Origin of the sequence: Lacunisphaera limnophila (genome assembly GCF_001746835.1) — a bacterium.
Lineage (GTDB): Bacteria > Verrucomicrobiota > Verrucomicrobiia > Opitutales > Opitutaceae > Lacunisphaera > Lacunisphaera limnophila.
Genome location: NZ_CP016094.1, coordinates 3,202,371 through 3,220,508, shown reverse-complemented (window position 1 = coordinate 3,220,508; position 18,138 = coordinate 3,202,371). Strand labels below are relative to the sequence as shown.

Genomic DNA, 18,138 nt, shown 5'->3' with positions numbered 1-18,138 from the left:
TTTGCGTGAGAAACATGCCATGAACGAACCACCGGAGATCCCCGCCTGGAAGGAGGAGCTCGACGCCATTGTCGGCGCGCGCGCGCACGGGCAGCTGGCCGCGATCCTGCCGCGCCTGCAGCAGCTCGACGCCCGCCATCCGAACGTAGCTGAGATCGCCTACCAGCTCGCCTGGACTTGCGACGTGCTCGGCCGCGACGCGGAGGCCCTGCCTTGGTATGAAAAGGCCGTGGCTCTCGGCCTGCCCGGGAATGAACTGGCCGGCGCGCTGCTCGGCCTCGGCTCCACCCTGCGCCAGCTCGGCCAGTTCGAGCGGTCCGCGTCGGTCCTGCGCTCAGCCCAGCTCCAGTTCCCCGACAACCGCGAGTTCGACGCCTTCCTCGCCCTCACGCTCCACGCGGCGGGCCAATCCGGCGAAGCCCTGCGCGTCGCCCTCGATGCCCTGTGCGACACCGCCGAGGACCCGGGCATCCGCGCCTACCAACGCGCAATCCGGCACGCGGCGGCCAAGCTTTGACGCTTATCAGGAGGGCCCAGCTCCAGCTGGGCCGCGCCGCAGTTTGGAGGCGGGGTGCCCCCACCCCGCAAAATCCCCGCGCCGCGTCTGTCTCGCGGGGTGAGGGCACCCCGCCTCCCGCGAATACACCTCGATCCCCTCAGGACTGGACCGGCCTGCCCGCGTCAGCCGGCGCACTGAACGGGAACGGGACGGCCGTCCGCTCCTCCTCCGTCAGCACGGCCTGCGGCGGGGTGGAAACGGTGCTATCCGGCATGGAACGGATCACCTCGGGGGAATATTTGTAGACGGCCACCGGCTCGGCGATGTTCTTCAGGGCGATCTCCTCCACCTCGCTCGGCGGCAGCGTGAGTTTGCCCTTCACGATGAAATACACGATCTCGCTGAGGCAGATGCCGCCGTTGGGCGCCTTGGATTCGAGACGGGCGGCGATGTTCACGCCATCGCCGGCGATGCCCCCGTCGGGCAACAGCGCAACGTCGGCGATGTGGATGCCAAAGCGGTGGCGAAGCGCGTCCGGGTCCGGGTTGCGGTTGAAGGTGTTCTGCATGGCCAGCGAGAAGCGCACCGCCTGGATCGCGCTGGGGAAGATCATGAGCATGCCATCACCCATGGTGTTGATGAGCATGCCGCCCTGGCCGGCCCCCTCGGTCTGCATGCGCTGGAGATCCGTGCGGACCTTCTGGATCGTGCGGCTCTCGTTCGCCTGCATCAGGGCCGAGTAGCTCACCACGTCGGTGAAGACGATGGCCTGCAGCCGCCGGCTGTGGTTCGAGGTGGCCTTCTCGTGCTCGGCCGATACCCAGGCCTCGCGTTTCTTGAGATCCGCCTCGCGCGCCGAAAGCTGCTCGCTCAGGCGCTGCTGCGTCTGGTTGAAGAAATCCTCCTTCTTCCGGAAATCATCCTCCTTCTTCTCCAGCTCGGCGCGGAGTTCCACCAGGTCATTCTGCTCCATGAGGCGGGCGAACTGCTTCTGGTGGAGCATCCTCTGGTTCTTCAGGAGGAGCTCGGCCTCGATCAGCGCCCGGCTCTTGTCCTCCAGTTCGTGCCGGGAGGCATCCAGATGCTCCCGCTGCTCCAACAGGTTCCGCTCCAGCTCCGCGAGCTCGTCGGCGCGTTGTTTCAGCAGGGCTTCACGCTCCTCGATCTTGGTAATCAGCCCCGATTTGCTGGAAAGGGCCAGCTGGGGACGCTTGTCGATCGGTTTCGGGAAATCCATGGTGCGAAGTCGTGATAGCATCCGGCCCGGCCGAGGCAAGAGGGGAGACGCCCGCCCCGACCCCCGGGGGAAACTACCGCGACTGCAGCCGGATCTTGTTCAACCCCTGCTTGCGGCAGGTGTCCATCGCCTGGGTCACGTACCGCAGCGGGGTGTTCTCGTCGGAGCGGATCACGACGGTGATATCCTTGCTGACGCGGCCGATCTCCTGCGCGAGTTGTTCGAGCACTTCAAAGCTGGCGACCCGGCCGTTGACCTCCACCCCGCCCTCCTTGGTGAGGCTGATGGTCAGCGAATCCTTGATCTCGCTTTTGCCCGCCGTCTCCACTTTGGGCAGGGTCAGGTTCATCGTCGTCATCGAGCGAAACTGCATCGTGACGAACGCGAAAAACACGAGCATCACGAGCACGTCGATCAACGGCAGCAGGTTGAGCTCGGGCCGCCGGCGTTTCTTGAGCATCAACCCGCTCATGACTTCGCCTGGGTGGACAGCACGCGCTCGAGGAGCAGGTCGATCTTGGCCGCGTCGTTCTCGATCTTCCGCGAGAGGTAACCCGCCGGCACGATCGCCACCAGCGCCACCACGAGGCCGATCAGCGTCGCCGACAGCGCCAGGGACACGCCCTTGGTGAAGGCCGCGGGATCAGGCAGGCCCGTCTCGGGCGAAATCTGGCCGAACACGCGCAGCAGGCCCATGACCGTGCCGGTCAGGCCGAGCATCGGGGCCGCGATGTAGATGACGTCGAGGTACGGGATCCCGCGCTCCATGCGGTTGATCTCCAGCCGGGCGAAGGCCTTGATCGCCTCCGGGTCACCCTTGTGCCGGCCGGCATAGTCCACGATGCGGGCCATCACCGAGTGGCGGCCGCCCTGCGGGGACTTGCCCTCGATGATCGCATCCACCAGGTCGTCGGGCAGGACCGCCCCCTTCCGCAACGCGTAGAGGCGTTCAATGATGATGTAGACGGCAATGACAGAGCACAGGGAAAGCGGATAGATGAGCAGGCCGGCGCCCTTGATGATTTCGAGCATGGGATGGTTTGGGAAAGTGAATCGGGCTCTACGACGCCTACAAGGCGGAAAAGGTTCATTCGCCGGGCGCTTTATTTTCAAATTTTCCCGAGCGGAGCCGGCCGGCCAGTGCGGTCAGCTCGCTGTCGAGCTGCGACCGCGGCTCGACCCGCAGGGTGCGCCGCACCCGTTCCAGGGACCGCAACGCCGCCGGTACCTGCCCCTGCCCGGCCAAGTGAAGGAGAAACGGGGACACCACGACATCGTAAAAATCATGGCCGGCCCCGCGCCCGGCCGTTTCCAGCATTCGGTTAAAGACCTTGATCTGCGTGGCCATGTCATCGTTGGCCATGCTGCGTTTGAGGGTCGCGGCGGCCTGGCGGGTGCTGAGATCCTGCCGGACCGACTGGTATTTCTTGCCCAGCCGCTGTTCCTCGAAGTCGGCCAGGCTGCTCTCCCCCCGCTGGCGCAGGATGTCGATCAAGGCCGTCGAAAACGCGACCTCCAGGTCCGGGTATTTCTGGAACGCCAGCACGGCCTCGCGCAACAGCGCCTCCCGGGCCCGCAGGTCCGGGCTGCGGGCGCCCTGCGCCGCGAGCAGGATCTGCCAGCCGTTCACGTTGCGGCGGTCGCGGTTGACCGACTCGCGCGCCGCCTTCCACGCCGCCTCCACCTTGCCCTCCCCGAGATAATCGACCGCGAACGCGGCATGCAGCACCGAGAGCTTGTACGTCGGCAGTTCCCGGAAGCGTTCGGCGATGAACAGCAGCTCATGGTCATTGATGTTGCCCCAGGTCTGCGGATCGAAGGCCAGGCCGGTCACGTATTTTTGCTCGGCGTAGCGTCCGCAATCCAGCTGCCACTGCTGGTTCGCCCCGAGATAACCGAACCACGCATGGCGGCCGTCGAGTCCCGCCCCGCGGAACATGATCGTCGGCACGCCCTTCGCCTTGCCCGTCGTACTGGCAAAATAGGCCTGGTCCACGCAGATGCCGCCCTGTTGCAGGATCACGGGCAGGGTGTAGACCGGGCCGGGCCAGTTGTACTGGTTGGCGGCGAACCGGTCCTGCCGGTAGCGGATCAGGTCGTAGGCCCGGCCCAGGTCGTCCAGGCCGGGGGAGGCATTCTGCCGGGCCCAGTCGAGTTCGGAGAAAGGCGCGACGATATCGACCAGGAACTTGAGTTCGCTGGCCGGCAGCCGCGCCAGCCGGTGGAGGGTCAGGCCGGACCGGTCCAGCCGCGTCAGGTAGGCGAACAACTCCTCCGGGGGCGGGGGTTGGCGCCGCAGGACCTCGGCGGCGACCTGCCCATGTGGCCAATACGGCGACACCGGCACATCATGGACCACCGCAACCGCCAGGGCCAGGCTGCCATAGGCCGAGAACCGGGCCGGGTCCGCCTGATGGATCTTCTGCAGGATCGCCAGCACCTCCTGGGGCTGGTCAACCGGGGACAGCAGCTGGAAAAACTCCTCAGACAGCGCCGCGTTACCGAGCAGGGCCAACAGCAGTTCACGACTCAACCCCCCCGCGAGCGAGCCGGGACGGAGCGCGTAACTCGTCGCCATGTTCGGGTGCGCCACCCGGGCGGCGTCGATGGCTTGGATCCAGTCGGTGGTGGCCTTCTGGCTGGGCGTGCCCAGCAGGCGCGCCCAGCGGTACAGGTAGTACCACTGCCCCGCATAGCCGCTGTTCGCCTCATAGGCCTGCTGCGCGCCCGTCCGCAGCAGCGGGGTGATGCTCCCCCAGCCCTGCGCTGTCGCCTCATCCAGCAGCGTCGCAATCCGCCACGCCGAGGGCGCCCGCGCCAGTTCCTCGGCGGGCAGCTCCGCCGGGGTCTGTCCCATCAGCGGCACGAGCAGCAAAAAGCCGGGGAGCAAAAGTCGCATCAACACCCGGCCAGCAAAGCAAAACGCCGCCGGCGCGCAAGGTCGACGGCGGCGGGAAAACAGGGCGGCGGGGTCAGGATTTGACTTCGCTCTCGGCGGTCGGCGACTGCGCCTTGAACTCCAGCTTGTCGCCATTGCGGACGACGACGATGGGTTCGTTCTCCTTGACCTCGCCGCGCAGCAGGGCCTCGGCGAGCGGATCCTCCAGGTAGTGCTCCACGGCGCGGCGCAGCGGACGCGCGCCGTACTTCTCGTCGTAGCCCTTCTCGATGAGCAGGGTCTTCGACTCGGGGGAGAACTCGATCTGCAGGTTGCGCGCGGCGAGCCGCTTCACGACCTTGGCCGTCTCGATCTCCACGATCTTCAGCAGGTCGTTCTTGTCGAGCGGACGGAACACCACGAGGTCGTTGATGCGGTTCAGGAACTCGGGCTTGAAGACACGCTTGGCCTCCTCGAGCACCTTCTCCTTCAGCTTGTCCATGTCGTGGAAGTCCGACGCCTTGGCGGCGGCGAAACCCATCGTCGTCTGGCGCTGGATGAGCGAGGCGCCGACGTTGGTCGTCATGATGATGATCGTATTCCGGAAATCCACCGTCCGGGCGAGCGAGTCGGTCAGGCGGCCGTCCTCCATGATCTGCAGGAGCAGCTGCAGCGCGTCGGGGTGCGCCTTCTCGATCTCGTCGAAGAGGATCACAGAATACGGCCGGCGGCGGACGGCCTCGGTGAGCTGGCCGCCCTCCTCGTAGCCGACGTAGCCCGGAGGCGAGCCGACGAGGCGGGAGACGGCGAACTTCTCCATGTATTCCGACATGTCGATCTGGATGAGCGCGTCCTGGTTGCCGAACATCTGCGCGGCGAGCTGCTTGGCCAGCTCGGTCTTGCCGACGCCGGTCGGGCCCATGAACATGAACGAGCCGATCGGGCGGCGCGGGTCCTTGAGGTCGGCGCGCGAGCGACGCAGGGCGCGGGCGATGGCGATGGTGGCGGGATCCTGGCCGACGATGGCCTTCTGGAGGTCGGCCTCGAGGGCGAGCAGGCGCTCGCTCTCCTTGCGCTCCAGGCGGTTCAGCGGGATGCCGGTCCACTCGGCGACGACGCGGACCATCTGCTCCTCGTCGACGATGATGCGATGCTCGTCGCGGGTCTTCTTCCAGGATTCGATGAGCTCGTCCTGCTTGGTGCGGAGCTGTTTTTCCTGGTCGCGGAACTTGGCGGCCTCCTCGAAGTGCTGGGCGGCGATGGCCTGCTCCTTCTTGGTGCAGACCTCCTCGATCTCCTTGCTGAGCGCCTCGATCTCGGGCGGGCGGTTGAGCGTGGTGATGCGGGCGCGCGAGCCGGCCTCGTCCATCACGTCGATGGCCTTGTCGGGCAGGAAGCGGCCCGTGATGTAGCGGTCGGACAGCTTGGCGGCGGACTCGATCGCCTTGTCCGTGAAGGTGGCCTTGTGGTGCTCCTCGTATTTGCCGCGGATGCCCTTGAGGATGATGATGGTGTCCTCGACGGACGGCGGCTCGACCTTGACCATCTGGAAGCGGCGGTCGAGGGCGCTGTCCTTCTCGATGTACTTGCGGTACTCGTTGAGGGTGGTCGCGCCGATGCACTGCAGCTCGCCGCGGCTGAGGGCGGGCTTGAAGATGTTGGAGGCGTCCATCGCGCCCTCGGCGGCGCCGGCGCCGACGATGGTGTGCATCTCGTCGATAAAGATGATGACGTTCTTGGCGCGCTTGATCTCGTCCATCACGGCCTTGATGCGTTCCTCGAACTGGCCGCGGTACTTGGTGCCGGCAACCATGAGGGCGAGGTCGAGGGTGATGACCTTCTTGTCGGCCAGGATCTCGGGCACGTTGCCCTTGGCGATTTCCTGGGCGAGGCCCTCGACGATGGCGGTCTTGCCCACGCCGGCCTCGCCGACGAGCACCGGGTTGTTCTTGGTGCGGCGGCAGAGGATCTGGATGACGCGGCTGATCTCGTTCTTGCGGCCCACGACGGGGTCCATCTCGCCCTTGCGGGCCAGCTCGGTGAGGTCGCGGCCGAAGGCCTTGAGGGCCGGGGTCTTGACCTCTTTCTTCTCGTCGCCGGTGCCGCGCGGGGAAACTTCCTCGCCGCCGGCGCCAGCACCCGGGCCGCCTTCGCCCTGGCCGGAGGAAAATTGCGGGTCGAGCTCGCGCAGGATCTCGTTGCGGGTGCGCTCGATGTCGACCTCGAGGGTCTTGAGCACACGGGCGGCCACGCCCTCACCCTCACGGAGCAGGCCGAGCAGGATGTGCTCGGTGCCGACATAGCTGTGATTGAGGGCCTTCGCCTCCTTGCCCGCCAGTGCGAGGACCTTCTTGACGCGGGGCGTATAAGGGATGCTGCCGACCGGGGTCTTGGACTCCTGGCCGATGCCAACCTGTTTCTCGACCTCGGCGCGGACGGTCTCGAGATCGAGGCCCATCTTCTGGAGGACGCTCACCGCCACGCCCTGCCCCAGCTTGATGAGGCCGAGCAGCAGGTGCTCGGTGCCAACATAGTTGTGGTGGAAGCGGTCCGCTTCCTTGCGGGCGAGCGCCAGCACCTGCTGGGCGCGGGGAGTGAAATTGTTCATTGGTTCCATGAGGGAGGCCTTGGGTATCGGTTACTTGGCGGCGTGAGTGAAGTCCGGCGAGGGCACTTTGGCAAATTCAGAGCGCAGGCGGTCGGCCCGGAGGACGTCGCGCTGGGCGGGATCGAAGGCGCCCTTGGCGGCGTGCTGGACGTGGCCGGGCTGGCACTCGATGAAGAGGCGGTCCACCAGCGCGCGCTGGGTGTCGGCAAAGGTCCCCAGGTCGATGCCGAGGCGGATGAGCGAGAGCAGGTTCATGGCCTCCCCGGAGTTGAGCAGGTGGCCGTTCTGGAGGATGCCGTAGGCGCGGCCGATCTTGTCGAACAGCTTGTTCGGCTCCGTGCCGACGAGCCGCTCGCGGGCGTTGAGTTCCTGCTCGATGATGGTGTTCAGCACGCCGTGCAGGTGCTTGATGATCTCCTCCTCGCTCTCGCCGAGCGTGGTCTGGTTGGAAATCTGGAAGATGCTGCCGCTGGCGTCGGACCCCTCGCCGAACAGGCCGCGCACGGCCATGCCGAGCTGGTTCACCGCGCGCACGACCTTCTCCATCTGGGCGGAGATGACGAGCGCCGGCAGGTGCATCATCGCCGAGGCGCGGATCGCAGTGCCGAGGTTCGTCGGGCAGGCCGAGAGGTAGCCGAGCGTCGGCGAAAAGGCGAAGTCCATGTGCTCCTCGAGGTCGGTGTCGAGGGCGTTGATCGTGTTCCAGACCTTCTTGAACTGGAACCCGGCGCGCAGGACCTGGATGCGCAGGTGATCCTCCTCGTTGACCATCACGACGCAGGACTGGTCCTTGCTGATGACGATGCCCGAGCCGGCCTTCGCGTGGCAGAGCTCGCGGCTGATCAGGTGGCGCTCGACCAGGATCTGCTTCTGGAGTTCGTCCAGCGTCTCGACCGGGATGGCCAGCCCGCGCTTCATCTGCGGGAGGGCGGCGACGGCCTGCATGCACTGGTCGCGGATGTCACGCTTCTGCGTGTCGCGGGCCCAGCCCGGGAACGGGTGACCGGCCAGGTTGCGGGCCAGGCGGATGCGCGTCATGAGCACCACGGCGCTCTTGCTGGCGGCGGTGTCGGTCAGCTCGGACGGCGAATCAATGAGTTCGTTGATCTTCATTTGCCGGCGTTCTCCTGCGGCCCGGCCGACTGGCGGACCTGCGTGATCTCGTCCCGGTAGCGCGCCGCGTCCTCATACCGCTCGGCCTTGATGGCCTGGTCGAGGTCAGTCTCAAGCCGGGTCAGGCGCTCGTACAGCGAGCGCCGGTCCAAGGCGCGCTGCGGGACCTTGCCGGAATGCGCGCTACCCTTGTGCATGGTTTCGAGCATGGGCTCGAGCAGGCGGGTGAAATGCGTGTAGCAATCCGAGCAACCGAAGCGGCCGGTCTTCTTGAAATCCTGGGCGGTGAAGCCGCAGGCGGTGCACTTGACGTCCCCCGTGGGTTCCGGGTTGAGCGAGGCCTTCAGCAGGAGATCAGCCAGCGAGAAGCCGCTCGGGTCGGTGACCCCCTTGGCCTGCGCGCACGCCTCGCAAAGGTCCACCTTGTGTATCTTGCTGTTAACGATCTGGGTAAGATGGACGGTGGCGGGCTTGGAGCAGAGGTCGCACTTCAGTGGATTAGCCATGGAAAATTGTGTAAGGCAGGATAGCGCCCCGCCCGGGAAACGCAAATGGCCCGGACCGGTCCCTGTCCTGTTGCAAATACTGTGCCGCCCGCGCCGGCCGTGGCAAGCGCGGAGCCCGTCAGATCCGGGTGCCCTCGACCAGCACGCGCTGGCGAAAACCGGCCAGCACCCGGGCCGTGATCGGGCCGGGCTTGCCGCTCCCGATGACGCGGCCGTCGAGCTTCACCACGGGGATGACCTCGGCGCCGGTCCCGGTCAGGAAACACTCGTCGGAACACCACACGTCATACCGGGTAAGGTCGGCCTCGCGGATCGGCACGCCGATGTCCCGGGCCACATCAAAGATCGTGCCCCGCGTGATGCCCTTGAGCGCGCCGGAGGACGAGGCGGGCGTGATGATTTCACCCTGGTGGACGATGAAGACATTGTCCGCCGTGCACTCCGCGATGTGGCCCTGCGCGTTGAGCATGATGGCTTCGAGCGCGCCCGCCTGCTTCGCCTCGATCTTGGCGAGGATGTTGTTGAGGTAGTTGAGCGACTTGATGGTCGGGGGCAGCGCGTCCGGCGCGATGCGGCGCGTCGGCACCGTGACAATGCTCAGGCCGTTGTCGTAAAACTCCTGCGGATAAAGCGAGATCTTGCTGGCGATGATGAACGTGGTGGGATTCGCACACGACCACGGGGCCAGGCCCAGGTCGCCCACCCCGCGGGTGACCACGAGCCGGATGTATCCATCCTGCAGGTTATTGCGACGGCAGGTCTCACACACGGCCGCGGCCAACTCGGCCCGGGACTGCGGGATCGCGAGCATGAGGGCCCGGGCGGACAGCTCAAGCCGGGCAAGATGCTCGTCGAGCCGGAAGACATTACCGCCGTAAATGCGGATGCCCTCAAAGATGCCGTCACCATAAAGCAGCCCGTGATCAAAGACCGAGACCTTCGCGTCATTGGCATCAACATAGTTGCCGTCAAAATATACGACCATGGTGCGGGCATCTGACGGCAACCCGCCGCCCATGTCCAGTCCGGGAATCCAGAATGCGCTTGTATTTGGCAACCTGCCCGCAAACTGTGCTGGAAAAGCGGGCCGCATTCCTCCCACCATGCCTTCTCCAATGCGCCCTTCCGTCTCCTGCCGCGGCTTCACGCTCATCGAGCTGCTGACCGTCATCGCCATCATCGGCATCCTGGCCGCCCTGATCTTCCCCACCGTCAGCAAGGTCCGGGAAAACGCCCAACGCACCGCCGACGCCAACAACCTGCGCGAGATCGTGAAGGCAGCCAGCCTCTATGCCGCCGACAACAACGACCGGCTCCCCGACCCCACCGCGCTCGCCGCGCAGTATCCCGGCCTCGGCACCGGTCCCTATGCCTGGGCCGGCATCCTCGCGCAGCGCGGCCTCATCACCGACGCGCAATTCTACTTCGCCAAGAACGACCCCACCTTCAACGGCAACACCCCCGCCGCCATCGTGGACCCCACGAACCGCACCACCCTGTCGGCCGAATTCGCCGGCCGCATCCTGAGCTTCGAGTTTGTCGGCGGCCTGCGCCTCGGCGACGTACCCGCCACGCCCGTCGCCTTCACCCGCGGCCTGCAGGTGTCCGGCCTGTGGGACCCGGTCAGCGGGACCTACAAGGACACCGGCGGCCACATCGCCTTTTTGGGTGGCAACGTGCAGTTCTTCCCCAACCTCACCGAGACCGAAAACCGCCTGACCCTCAGTAATGGCACCAAGGGCGTGTCCGTGCGCCAGGCCATACCCGCCTCCGCCCGCATCTACGGCACCCCGCCGCCGGGTGGCCAGACCGTGGGTTCACTGACCGGGACCGCCGGCCAGACCCCCTGACCGGCCGGCCCACCCCCAAGTGGGTTCGGCCGCCCCGGGCCTTTTTACTTTCCCCCGACCGGCGTCCCCCTACGCTGACCTCGCCCACATGGTTCCCGCCCACCCCATCTACGTCATCGGCCACCGCAATCCCGACGCCGACTCCATCTGCTCCGCGATCGCCTACGCCGCCTTCAAGGAAGCACGCGGGGAATCCGGCTATGTCGCCGCCCGCTGCGGCAACTCCAACGCCCGCATCGACGCCATCCTCGAGCGCTTCCACACGCCCCTGCCCCTCTACCTCAGCGACGTCTCCCCGCGCGTGCGCGACCTCATGACGGTCAACCCGTACTCCGTCACCCTGGGCGCCACCTGCGCCGAAGCCCTGCGGATGATCGACCGCCACCGCCTCAACGTCCTGCCGGTCGTCACCGCCGACAACCGCGCCACCGGCACGCTCACGCTCGCGCAGCTCGGCCACTTCTTCATCCCGCGGCTCGACGAGCCCCGCGCCATGCGCCTGGTGCGCACCAGCCTCGCCCGCATCGTCGAGTCCCTCCAGGCCACCGTCCTGAACCTGGTCGACGGCGACCGCCTCGAGGAACTGTTCGTCCGCATCGGCGCGATGGACATCAGCACGTTCTGGAGCATCTCCGAGAAGGACGGCATTCCCGCCGACCAATCGATCATCATCGTGGGCGATCGCGCTGACATCCAGCGCCGCGCCATCGAGCTCGGCATCCGCGCCCTGATCGTCAGCGGCAACTTCCCCGTCGACCCCGCCATCACGAGCCTCGCCCGCGAGCGCGGCGTCAGCATCCTCGTCAGCGCCCAGGACACCGCCACCACCGGCTGGTTCGTCCGCACCGCCTCCACCATCGAGCAGCTCACCGAGCGCAACTTCGCGTCGCTCAATCCCGACGCCCGGATCACGGACATCCGCAAGCGTTTCGGCCAAAACGCCCCCCACGCCATGATGGTCACGAGCGAGGACCACACCCTCCTCGGCATCCTCACGAAGTCCGACCTGCTCAAGCCCGTGCCCACCCGCCTCGTGCTGGTCGACCACAACGAGCTCACCCAGGCCGTGCCCGGCGCCGACGAGGTCACCATCACCGAGATCCTCGATCACCACCGCCTTGGGCCGATGACCACGCCCCAGCCGATCCTCTTCGTCAACGAGCCCGTCGGCTCCACCTGCACGATCGTCGCCGACCAGTTCCGCCGCCACGGCCTGACCCCCACGGCCGATCTCGCCGGCATCATGATGTCCGGCCTCATCTCCGACACCCTCCTCCTCCAGAGCCCGACCTCCACCAGCAAGGACGCCGACGTGCTCAACTGGCTCCAGGCCCACGCCGGCATCAAGGCCGAGGAACTTGCCCGCCTGATCTTCAGCTCCGGCTCCGTCATCCTCGGCAACCCGGCCGACAAGGTCGTGCGCTCCGATTTCAAGGTCTACGAGGAGGAGGAGGTCCGCTTCGCTGTCTCCCAGGTCGAGGAACTCGGCTTCGACAATTTCTGGCAGCACGCCAAGCCCCTCGCGGTCGCGCTGGCCGAACTGCGCGCCACCGAGCGCCTCGCCTTCGCCGTGCTCCTCATCACCGACATCAACACCCAGAACTCGCTCATGCTCGTGAAGGGCGACGCCGACTTCATCCACCGCATCTCCTACTCGCAGGTGGAGCAGGACGAGGTCTTCGATCTCCCCGGGGTCGTCAGCCGCAAGAAGCAGCTCATCCCCTACCTCACCGACCTGCTCAAGGCCATGCACAGCGAGGGCGTCGTGCCGAGCAACCGCGGCCTCACCGGTTCTCCGTTCATCCGCTGACGTTCATCCGGCCGGGCGGGTCGGGACGCCCACCGCGGGTGATCACCGGCGACCTTCCCCTTCATGATTACCCCTTCTCGCTCCATGACCGCCCGCCTGACAGGTGGGCTCATCCTGCTCAGTTGCCTGGCCCGCCCCCTCGTCGGGGCGGATGACGTGGTGACCGCCGGCGAAACCCTCGAGCTGCCCACGCTGACCGTGACCGAGCAGCAGGACCTGCCGCCCGTCGAGTCCTGGCAGCACACCCGGATCGCGGATTTCGAGGTCCTGACCAACGCCTCCGAGCGGGAGACGCGCCGCCTCCTCGCCGATTTCCACAAGTTCCGGCAGGCCGTGCGGCTCGTGTGGCCGGTCTCGGCCCAGCGCGTCGTCTCCGCCTCCCTCATCCTCTGCGGCGGGAAAAACAGCTTCGATCCCTTCCTGCCCGCCGGCCCCGCGCGCGGCGACCAGCTGGTGCCGAGCCTGCTCCTGCGCAACCGCGAGCAGATCGCGATCGTGGTCGATCTCCAGACGCAGCTCGTGGCCATCAACGACCCGGCCGCGCTCCTCGCGACCGGCGGCGCGGCGGCCGAATATCAGGTCGACCATTACCGCCAGCTCTACCGCGAATACGTCCACTTCCTGCTCAGCCAGAGCGAGGTCCGTCCCCCGGCGTGGATGGAGGAAGGCCTCGCCCAGACGATCATGGACATCGAGCTCACGAGGAAGACCCTGATCTTCGGCAAGATCGATTCTTACAAGGGCAGCGCCTCCGGCGGCTCGCCGCTCGAGGCCGCGGCCGACGACGCCACGGTGGCCGGTGCCATCGTCGGCGAGCAACCGTTCAACATCGTGCTGCAAAACCGGCGCTTCATCCCCTTCGCCCGGTTCCTCGCCATCACCCACGACGACCCCGAGGCCGTCTCCCCGCTTGGCAACAACCTCTGGGCCAAGCAGGCCTACGCGTTCGTGCATTACTGCCTCTTCGGCGAGAAACTGAAATACAAGGAGGCGCTCGTGCAGTTTGTCGGCCGCCTCGCGCGCGAGCCGCTGTCGGAGGAACTCTTCCGCGACTGCTTCAAGGTCGGTTACGCCGACATGGAAAAACAACTGCGCGCCTACCTGCGCTACACCCGGCACCAATACCAGAAGTATGAGCTGCAGGACAGCGATCTGCTCGCCCCGGCCGATATCGCCCTGGCCACCGCGAGCCCGGCCCAGATCGGCCTGATCAAGGGCGACGCCCTGCGCCTCGCGCTACAGCCCGCCGCAGCCCACCAGGAATACCGCCTCGCCTACCGTCGGGGCAGTCGCGAGCCCGCGCTGCTGGCCGGCCTCGGCCAGGTGGATCCCGAGCCCGAGAACGCCCTGAAATACCTCAACGTCGCCACCAAGGAAGGTCTCCCCAGTCCCACCGCCCACGCCGCGCTCGCCCGCCTGCGGCTCGACGGGTTCAAGGCCGAGCAGGGCACGGACGGTCGCCTCACCAACGCCCAGATGGCCGGGGTCCTCGCCCCCCTGTTCAAGGCCCGCACCCTCCCGCCGCCGCTGCCCGAGGTCTATGCGACGATCGCCGAGGCCTGGTCCCTCAGCGCCGTCTCCCCCAAGCCGGAGCATCTCAAGGTCCTCGATGAAGGGATCCGCCTGTTCCCCCGCCACAGCGCCCTGCTCTACCAGGCCGCCGTGCTCTACCGTCAGGCCGGGGTGCCGGCCAATACCCGGGCCATCGCCCAACTGGCCCTGCGTTATCCCCAGGACGAGACGCAACGCGCCCGCTTCGAGGCCCTGCTCGCCGAGCTGCCCCCCGCGAATTGACCGCCGGCCCGCGCCGTCAATTGCGACATTGCCTCCCGGGCTGGGAATCCCCTTTCTTGGGCGGAATGTCCGAACAGCCCGCTCCCACTCCGCCTACCGCCCCCACCGACTTCATCCGCGATATCGTCGCCGGCCACGTCGCGGAAAACCGCTACGCCAAGATCGTCACCCGCTTCCCGCCCGAGCCCAACGGCTACCTGCACATCGGCCACGCGAAGTCCATCTGCCTGAACTTCGGCATCGCCCGCGAGCACCAGGGCCAGTGCAACCTGCGCTTTGACGACACCAACCCCGTCAAGGAGGACATCGAATACGTCGACTCCATCACGACCGACGTCCAGTGGCTCATCGCCGGCTGGGCCGACCACTGCCTCGGCTTCAAGCCCAAGGGCACGCATCCCGCCGCGATCACGAGCAACGGGCGGCCCGACCACTACCTCGCCCCGGTGAAACCCGGCCCGGCCAGCGAAGCATTTTTCGCCTCCGACTACTTCGACCAGCTTTACGCCTACGCCCTCGAGCTCATCAAGCGTGGCAAGGCCTACGTCTGTGACCTGAGCCCCGAGGACACCGAGAAATACCGCGGCGCGCCCGACCGCCCCGGCCAGGACAGCCCGTTCCGGAACCGCACCGTCGCCGAGAACCTCGACCTGTTCCAGCGCATGCGCGCCGGCGAGTTCCCCGACGGCGCCCGCTCCCTGCGCAGCAAGATCGACATGAGCGCGCCCAACATGTGGCTGCGCGACCCGCTCCTCTACCGCATCCGCCACGTCGCCCACCACCATGCCGGAGACAAGTGGTGCATCTACCCGCTCTACGACTACGCCCACTGCCTCAGCGACTACCTCGAGGGCGTCACGCACTCCATCTGCACGCTCGAGTTCGTGGACCACCGCCCGCTCTACGACTGGATCCTCGAGAACCTCGACCTGCCCCGCGCCCTGCCGCACCAGTACGAGTTCGCCAAGCTCCACCTCGGCTACACCCTCGTCTCGAAGCGCAAGCTCCTCACCCTCGTGAACGAGAAGGTCGTGCACGGCTGGGACGACCCGCGCATGCCCACGCTCTCCGGCCTGCGCCGGCGCGGCATCCCCGCTAGCGCGCTCCGCACCTTTGTCACCGGCGTCGGCGTCACCAAGTTCGACTCCGTCACCGAGGTCGCCGTCTTCGAGAACGCCGTGCGCACCGAGCTCAACGGCCTCGCCGCCCGCCGCCTCGCCGTGCTCAAGCCCATCAAGCTCATCCTCACCAACCTCGCCCCGGGCGAGGTCATTGAGTGCGACGCCACCAACAATCCGCAGGCCGAGCAGCCCACGACGCGCAAGGTCGCCCTCACTCGCGAGGTCTACATCGAGTCCGACGACTTTGCCGAGGTGCCGCCCCCGAAGTATTTCCGTCTGAAACCCGGCGGCGAGGTGCGCCTGAAATACGCCTGCATCATCAAGCTCGATGAGATCGTGAAGGACGCCGGTGCCATCAGCGAACTCCGCTGCACGGCCCAGCTCGACACCCGTCACGGGCAGCCCAACGCCGACAAGAAGGTCAAGGGCACCATCCACTGGGTCAGCGCCTCGCATTGCATCGACGCCGAGGTGCGCCTCTACGACCGCCTCTTCACCGTCGCCGAGCCCGGCGCCCAGGACGATTTCCTCAAGGTCGTGAACCCGAAATCCCTCGAGATCGTCACCGCCAAGCTCGAGACCTCCCTCGCCACCGCGAAACCCGCCGACCGCTACCAGTTCGAACGCCTCGGTTACTTCGCCCTGGACAAGGATTCCGCCCCCGACTCCAAGCTCGTCTTCAACCGCACGATCTCGCTGAAGGACACCTGGGCCAAGTGACCCCGTTGTCCTGTCGGGCGGGGTCTCCGGCTGCGCCGGCCATAGCCTCGGCGAAGGCAGAACCGCGCCTCGGCCGGCCCCCCGTAACCGCCGCGGCTCGATCACGCGGATGACCTAAAGAAACGCCGCGAACGTCCGATAGGGCTTCATGGTGTCTCTCACTCCGGTCGCCCATGGCCGTATCTTGATCGTCGATGACGATCGGTCCCAGCTGATGGTGCTGGAGGCCCACCTGCGAAATCTCGGCTACGCTACAACCGCCTTGCACTCGGTCCACGAGGCCAGCGCCTGGCTGAAATCCAGCTCCACCCTCGAATACGTCTGCGTTGTCACCGACTACTGGATGCCGGGCGGCACGGGCCTCGATCTGCTGCGCATCCTGCGCGCCGAGGACCCGACCCTGGCCGTCATCATCCTCACCATGTGCGGCGACAAGGACCTCATCGCCGGCGCCTTGCGGGACGGCGTGCACGGTTTCATGGAGAAGCCGATCGTGCCCCGCGTGCTGGCCGACCATGTGACCCGCGCCGTCGCCTCGACCCGCCAGCAGCGCGAATTGCGCGAGGCCACTCAGATTGCCCAGGAGGTCGGCCGCAACCAGCTGAAACTGCTGCGGCACCAGATCGCCAAGCTGGGCCGCCGCCTGCAAGCCCACTACCAGCCGTTCGGCGCGGTGAGCGGTGACTTCCTCAGCATCTTCCCGATGGACGAACAGAACTTTGTCATGATCGCCTCCGACACCTCGGGCCATGACATGAAGTCCGCCTACCAATCCTCGTATTTTCACGGCCTCGCGCGCGGCATGCTGCAATGCGGGGGCACCATTGAGGAGGTCTTCCGCCACACCAACAGGATGCTCCTCGAATCGGTCAACGCCGATGAGATCGACATCTCGCTGGCCGCGATCGCGTTCCAGGCAAACCTGGAAACCATGAGCATTCGGTGCCTCAACACCGGATTCCCCCAGCCCTACCTCATCGACGGCGAGGGCATGGCCAGCCCGCTGAGTGAAGAACCCAGCAACCCCCTGGGCTGGTTTCCCGACCTGCCGCACGCTTCCCAGCAAACCCAACCCGTAGGCCACATCGCCTTCTGGTCCGACGGGCTCGACGACCTCGCGGACCGGCTGCAACTCGATCCCCTGAGCCTGGTTTTCCGGCTGTGTCAGCCCGGCGAGGACAAGTCCAAGCTGACCATGCACGCCGCCGATGACATTGTCGTGGTCCGGGCCAGTTTCGGCATCGAGCAGTCGGTGGCCGACCAGCCCTTTGCCATCCTTGCCCAAACCTATCGCGGCGACCAACTCCCGGAAATAAACGAACACCAGACCTTCATCGAGAACAGCGTGCTGACCGCACTGCCCGGGGTGCCGGAGGACAAGCTTTCGGAAATTCTCGTGTGCCTGCGCGAGTCGCTGATCAACGCCCTGAAGCACGGCTGCAAGGGGGCCCCGGATGAATGGGCCCGGGTCCAGGCCTCGTATCACCCGTCCACCGGTTGCCTCCGCCTCCGGGTGTCCGACAGCGGCCCCGGCCATGATTTTGACCACAAACGCCATGAAGAGGCGGCGGCCGATGAACTCCTGACCGAACATCGCGGCTTGGTGATGATCAATAACCTGCCCGCCCAAACATATTTCTCCGGCAACGGCAGTATTGTGACGATGGATTTCTTCATCTAAATAGCTATGCACCCGCCCGTAACCGCCGCCAACTATGTCGCCGCGAGCGACATCTTGAGCACCAATGCCGAGGGCATTCGCGCGGATTTGGGCCGCATCGCTGCCCAGGTATCCGATAACTCGATCCTCACGATCGATTTGCGCGCCTGCCGTCTCGTCGACTCCGTCGGATTGAACCTCATCGTCTCCACCATCAAACAGTGCCGCACCCGCGGTATCAAAATCCGGCTGCTCGTCGCCCATCCCAACCTGCACAGGATCCTGACCTTCACCCGCTTGGGCCAGTATGCCGACATCGTGCGGGAATCGGCCGGTGCCTGA

The 18,138-nt window shown here is 66.3% G+C and carries 15 protein-coding genes; 7 read left to right on the top strand and 8 right to left on the bottom strand.

Going from position 1 to position 18,138, the window contains the following annotated elements; all coding sequences use genetic code 11:
- The first annotated feature begins 19 nt into the window (after nt 1–19).
- Entirely contained in the window at nt 20–517 is a 498-nt protein-coding gene (locus tag Verru16B_RS13435; RefSeq protein ID WP_069962761.1) for a tetratricopeptide repeat protein, read from the top strand.
- 139 nt (nt 518–656) lie between these two features.
- On the opposite strand, the gene Verru16B_RS13430 is transcribed toward Verru16B_RS13435, so the two are convergent.
- The 8 genes from Verru16B_RS13430 to ilvE all read right to left on the bottom strand — a co-directional run bounded on the left by Verru16B_RS13430 (nt 657) and on the right by ilvE (nt 9,826).
- The gene (locus Verru16B_RS13430) at nt 657–1,736 is read right to left on the bottom strand and encodes an adenylate/guanylate cyclase domain-containing protein (RefSeq protein ID WP_069962760.1); all 1,080 of its coding nucleotides are present in this window, start codon (nt 1,734–1,736) and stop codon (nt 657–659) included.
- Between the two features lie 73 nt (nt 1,737–1,809).
- On the bottom strand, nt 1,810–2,196 hold the full coding sequence (locus Verru16B_RS13425; RefSeq protein WP_237023418.1) for an ExbD/TolR family protein: 387 nt from the start codon (nt 2,194–2,196) through the stop codon (nt 1,810–1,812).
- 8 nt (nt 2,197–2,204) lie between these two features.
- On the bottom strand, nt 2,205–2,768 hold the full coding sequence (locus Verru16B_RS13420) for a MotA/TolQ/ExbB proton channel family protein (protein ID WP_069962758.1): 564 nt from the start codon (nt 2,766–2,768) through the stop codon (nt 2,205–2,207).
- 55 nt (nt 2,769–2,823) lie between these two features.
- Nucleotides 2,824–4,635: a hypothetical protein gene (locus Verru16B_RS13415; protein ID WP_157772413.1), complete on the bottom strand. Its 1,812-nt coding sequence runs from the start codon at nt 4,633–4,635 to the stop codon at nt 2,824–2,826.
- 73 nt (nt 4,636–4,708) lie between these two features.
- A complete protein-coding gene (locus Verru16B_RS13410; RefSeq protein WP_069962756.1) occupies nt 4,709–7,231 on the bottom strand; it encodes an ATP-dependent Clp protease ATP-binding subunit in 2,523 nt (840 codons plus the stop codon).
- 21 nt (nt 7,232–7,252) lie between these two features.
- A complete protein-coding gene (locus tag Verru16B_RS13405; protein WP_069962755.1) occupies nt 7,253–8,335 on the bottom strand; it encodes a protein arginine kinase in 1,083 nt (360 codons plus the stop codon).
- A complete protein-coding gene (locus tag Verru16B_RS13400) occupies nt 8,332–8,841 on the bottom strand; it encodes a UvrB/UvrC motif-containing protein (protein WP_069962754.1) in 510 nt (169 codons plus the stop codon). The genes Verru16B_RS13405 and Verru16B_RS13400 overlap by 4 nt, the downstream gene beginning before the upstream one ends.
- A gap of 118 nt (nt 8,842–8,959) precedes the next feature.
- Nucleotides 8,960–9,826 carry a branched-chain-amino-acid transaminase gene (gene ilvE, locus Verru16B_RS13395; protein WP_069963751.1) on the bottom strand — a complete coding sequence of 289 codons (867 nt, stop codon included), beginning with the start codon at nt 9,824–9,826 and terminating at the stop codon, nt 8,960–8,962.
- 118 nt (nt 9,827–9,944) lie between these two features.
- On the opposite strand from ilvE, the gene Verru16B_RS13390 reads away from it, so the two are divergent.
- The 6 genes from Verru16B_RS13390 to Verru16B_RS13365 all read left to right on the top strand — a co-directional run bounded on the left by Verru16B_RS13390 (nt 9,945) and on the right by Verru16B_RS13365 (nt 18,138).
- The gene (locus Verru16B_RS13390; RefSeq protein ID WP_169829294.1) at nt 9,945–10,691 is read left to right on the top strand and encodes a type II secretion system protein; all 747 of its coding nucleotides are present in this window, start codon (nt 9,945–9,947) and stop codon (nt 10,689–10,691) included.
- A gap of 88 nt (nt 10,692–10,779) precedes the next feature.
- A complete protein-coding gene (locus tag Verru16B_RS13385; protein ID WP_069962752.1) occupies nt 10,780–12,501 on the top strand; it encodes a putative manganese-dependent inorganic diphosphatase in 1,722 nt (573 codons plus the stop codon).
- 63 nt (nt 12,502–12,564) lie between these two features.
- A complete protein-coding gene (locus Verru16B_RS13380) occupies nt 12,565–14,295 on the top strand; it encodes a hypothetical protein (protein ID WP_157772412.1) in 1,731 nt (576 codons plus the stop codon).
- Between the two features lie 65 nt (nt 14,296–14,360).
- Nucleotides 14,361–16,136, top strand: a complete 1,776-nt coding sequence (gene glnS / locus Verru16B_RS13375) for a glutamine--tRNA ligase (protein WP_069962750.1) — start codon at nt 14,361–14,363, stop codon at nt 16,134–16,136.
- A gap of 148 nt (nt 16,137–16,284) precedes the next feature.
- On the top strand, nt 16,285–17,817 hold the full coding sequence (locus Verru16B_RS13370) for a response regulator (RefSeq protein WP_069962749.1): 1,533 nt from the start codon (nt 16,285–16,287) through the stop codon (nt 17,815–17,817).
- A gap of 6 nt (nt 17,818–17,823) precedes the next feature.
- Nucleotides 17,824–18,138 carry an STAS domain-containing protein gene (locus Verru16B_RS13365; RefSeq protein ID WP_069962748.1) on the top strand — a complete coding sequence of 105 codons (315 nt, stop codon included), beginning with the start codon at nt 17,824–17,826 and terminating at the stop codon, nt 18,136–18,138.

Excerpts from the sequence above, each read along its gene's own strand:
- Verru16B_RS13435 (WP_069962761.1), top strand. The coding sequence starts at position 20 with ATGAACGAACCACCGGAGATCCCCGCCTGGAAGGAGGAGCTCGACGCC.
- Verru16B_RS13430 (WP_069962760.1), bottom strand. The coding sequence starts at position 1,736 with ATGGATTTCCCGAAACCGATCGACAAGCGTCCCCAGCTGGCCCTTTCC.
- Verru16B_RS13425 (WP_237023418.1), bottom strand. The coding sequence starts at position 2,196 with ATGCTCAAGAAACGCCGGCGGCCCGAGCTCAACCTGCTGCCGTTGATC.
- Verru16B_RS13420 (WP_069962758.1), bottom strand. The coding sequence starts at position 2,768 with ATGCTCGAAATCATCAAGGGCGCCGGCCTGCTCATCTATCCGCTTTCC.
- Verru16B_RS13415 (WP_157772413.1), bottom strand. The coding sequence starts at position 4,635 with ATGCGACTTTTGCTCCCCGGCTTTTTGCTGCTCGTGCCGCTGATGGGA.
- Verru16B_RS13410 (WP_069962756.1), bottom strand. The coding sequence starts at position 7,231 with ATGGAACCAATGAACAATTTCACTCCCCGCGCCCAGCAGGTGCTGGCG.
- Verru16B_RS13405 (WP_069962755.1), bottom strand. The coding sequence starts at position 8,335 with ATGAAGATCAACGAACTCATTGATTCGCCGTCCGAGCTGACCGACACC.
- Verru16B_RS13400 (WP_069962754.1), bottom strand. The coding sequence starts at position 8,841 with ATGGCTAATCCACTGAAGTGCGACCTCTGCTCCAAGCCCGCCACCGTC.
- ilvE (WP_069963751.1), bottom strand. The coding sequence starts at position 9,826 with ATGGTCGTATATTTTGACGGCAACTATGTTGATGCCAATGACGCGAAG.
- Verru16B_RS13390 (WP_169829294.1), top strand. The coding sequence starts at position 9,945 with ATGCCTTCTCCAATGCGCCCTTCCGTCTCCTGCCGCGGCTTCACGCTC.
- Verru16B_RS13385 (WP_069962752.1), top strand. The coding sequence starts at position 10,780 with ATGGTTCCCGCCCACCCCATCTACGTCATCGGCCACCGCAATCCCGAC.
- Verru16B_RS13380 (WP_157772412.1), top strand. The coding sequence starts at position 12,565 with ATGATTACCCCTTCTCGCTCCATGACCGCCCGCCTGACAGGTGGGCTC.
- glnS (WP_069962750.1), top strand. The coding sequence starts at position 14,361 with ATGTCCGAACAGCCCGCTCCCACTCCGCCTACCGCCCCCACCGACTTC.
- Verru16B_RS13370 (WP_069962749.1), top strand. The coding sequence starts at position 16,285 with ATGGTGTCTCTCACTCCGGTCGCCCATGGCCGTATCTTGATCGTCGAT.
- Verru16B_RS13365 (WP_069962748.1), top strand. The coding sequence starts at position 17,824 with ATGCACCCGCCCGTAACCGCCGCCAACTATGTCGCCGCGAGCGACATC.